Here is a 2,645-nt window from a genome sequence, read left to right on the forward strand (position 1 = left end):
ACATATTTAAAGTACAGCTTAATACAAATAAATTCACCCTATTTACGACTCTCATCGCAAATAGGGTGTTTCTGTTTTTATCTCGCAATTTAAGAATATATACTACTCATTTACAATAAAAGTATATACATCATCATAAATACAGCCATTTACTTTAATCACATACTTCCCAGGTTTATTAAAACTAATTGTGTATTTATTTAACTGAATTGCTTCTTTATCTCCAGAAAGAATATCAATACTTCTGCCACTTAATACATACAATTCATTTAGATTCATCGTTACATCAATTGTATTGAAATTTTCCACTCTCACTTGCTGTGCTTCCGCAACGCTTACACTTGGTTCTAAAAACAGTAGTCCACTTAATCCAATCGTCCCCGCTAAAGCAACTCCCGCAAACTTTTTAATCTGTTTCATTACAATGACCTCCTTATAGATTTTGTGTAAAGGCAATGTCCCCCTTACACCACAAAGCCTATATGTAATGAAATGAAAAGTAAACGGGGACTGTAAGACAAAATTCTACATCTTTTTCTCCTATTGAATATAAATCCAACGTTTGGAGTTTTGACACATTTAAAATTGTTTCCCTAAACCAATTTCTCCATAATTTATTCAAAGACTGAATAATTACTTATTTATTTAACATTCTAAAAATAGTTGATAAAGATGCTTTCTATTCAAAAAAAAAGACTTTGCTATAAAAGTAACTTTTACAACAAAATCCATGCAACTAATTTTATTCCTCTTTCCATAATCTCTCCACATTCATTAATTGTTCTTCTTTAAACTCCATCTTATATATATCCGGTTTTGACGTATTCATTAAAAATTCAAAACCATATTGTTTATCAAAATAATTTATCATTAATGTCATGACAAGCCCATGTGTACCAATTACAATTTTGCGTCCTTGAAAATCCAATAAGATTTCTTTTAATACTTTCACTACTCTTCTCTGGCAATCTGCATATGACTCTCCTTCCGTTCGTGCAAAGTCCGGATTAGAGAACATCTTCTGTACAAGTGGATACACCTCTTTGTCTGATATAACCTGATCCTCACTTGAAAACATACACTCTTTAAGATTTTCATATACTACTATTTCTTTTTCATGGAAATTAGCTGACTCCTCTATCGTTAGCATAGCCCGATTATAAGGACTGGAAATAAAAGTATCAATCCTCTCCGCTTTTAATATGTCAGTTACTCTACGGGCATCCATATGTCCCCTCTCAGTTAACCCGCGCATTCTTTCATTTCCTTCTAGTTTTGGTGATTCACCATGTCTAACCATATAAATATATGTGCTCATAATTTCTCCTTAAAATTTTTTATAAAGTGAAACTTTAATTAGCCCTTACTAATCGGGCTTTTACAGGAAAATAGCGAGATAAGTTAATAAATCACGTTCATTTATCCCATTTCAACACTTAGGCGTAATACTACAATACTTTATAAACTGTGCTGATTTGTTCGTCTAATCCATTCTCCTACTAAACTCTCAAATAATTCAGGCTGCTCAATTTGCAAATTATGCCCTGCCATATCTAACACTGCTAATGTTGCCCTTGGATATTCTTCAATAATTTCTATAATATTTTGATAACCTACTGATATATCTTGTCTTCCAGTCAGTAAAAGAACGGGATTTTCATATTTTTCACGCTGAAAATCCATAGTAAGAGAGTAATTCTTTTGCAACCTTTCAATAAATTCATAATTAGCAACATCTAACCCAGGCTTAATTTCTTCTTTAAATCGCTTATATGTATATTCATTTGCTATTACAGCTAACTCACAAAATTCCTCTCTTTCTGTGGAAGTGAGCGTATTTAAAAATTCCTCATCTTGTACAATTACCTGTTTATCTGGAAGAATCCTTTTTTCTGGCTCCGCTACAACAACAGGACATACTAATAGTAATCCGCTAACTCTCTCAAACATCTTTGCAAGTATACCTTTGGCTAAATAGCCTCCATATGATTCTCCTACCAATAAAAATTTTTCAGTAGAAATGATTTCCTCAATAAATGTGATAAGCACTTCTACTATACGATCTGAACTATTTATCCAATTTGGAGCATTCGATTTTCCCATTCCAGGTAAATCAATATATATTCGCTTATAACCTTCATATTTCTGAAATACTGATTCCATACATTTCATCATTAACCTATGGTCAGGGGCACAGCCATGTATGATAATGACTGGTTTACCCTCTCCCACAATTTCATAGTATATTTCTGCATCTTTAATTCGATATATCATAAAAAAGCCTCCCTATTTAGTGGCAATACTATTCCACTCTGTAAGAATACACGTTCTTATTTTATATCCTTTCCCAACATTTTTACAAATGTTAATTTTCAGATTAAAAATAAAAATCTCACCAAAAAAAAGATACTCATCATTTTATATGCAATTTTGCATCTCCACTTACAAATCACTAAAAAAACTTTACAATTCAAAGGATGACTAAATATACAATTTCTATTTAAAGTCTTGATACAGTCTATACTATCAACCGCAATATTTTTTCAACCTTAAGAATACTTACACTCTTTAACACTTTCCTTATAAACATGATTTTTATAAGGAAATCTGATACAATTCTTAAATAATATTATTATGTATAGATA

The 2,645-nt window shown here is 31.3% G+C and carries 3 protein-coding genes; all 3 read right to left on the minus strand.

Annotation, left to right across the window (positions count from 1 at the left end; all coding sequences use genetic code 11):
- Positions 1-102: 102 nt before the first annotated feature.
- Positions 103-420: a hypothetical protein gene (locus ABWK52_RS22210; RefSeq protein WP_000809497.1), complete on the minus strand. Its 318-nt coding sequence runs from the start codon at positions 418-420 to the stop codon at positions 103-105.
- 322 nt (positions 421-742) lie between these two features.
- Positions 743-1,318 carry a histidine phosphatase family protein gene (locus ABWK52_RS22215; protein ID WP_000109177.1) on the minus strand — a complete coding sequence of 192 codons (576 nt, stop codon included), beginning with the start codon at positions 1,316-1,318 and terminating at the stop codon, positions 743-745.
- A gap of 140 nt (positions 1,319-1,458) precedes the next feature.
- Entirely contained in the window at positions 1,459-2,274 is an 816-nt protein-coding gene (locus tag ABWK52_RS22220; RefSeq protein ID WP_000640336.1) for an alpha/beta fold hydrolase, read from the minus strand.
- Between the last annotated feature and the right edge of the window lie 371 nt (positions 2,275-2,645).

This window comes from Bacillus sp. AP50, from assembly GCF_040492675.1.
Taxonomy (GTDB): Bacteria; Bacillota; Bacilli; order Bacillales; family Bacillaceae_G; genus Bacillus_A; species Bacillus_A cereus.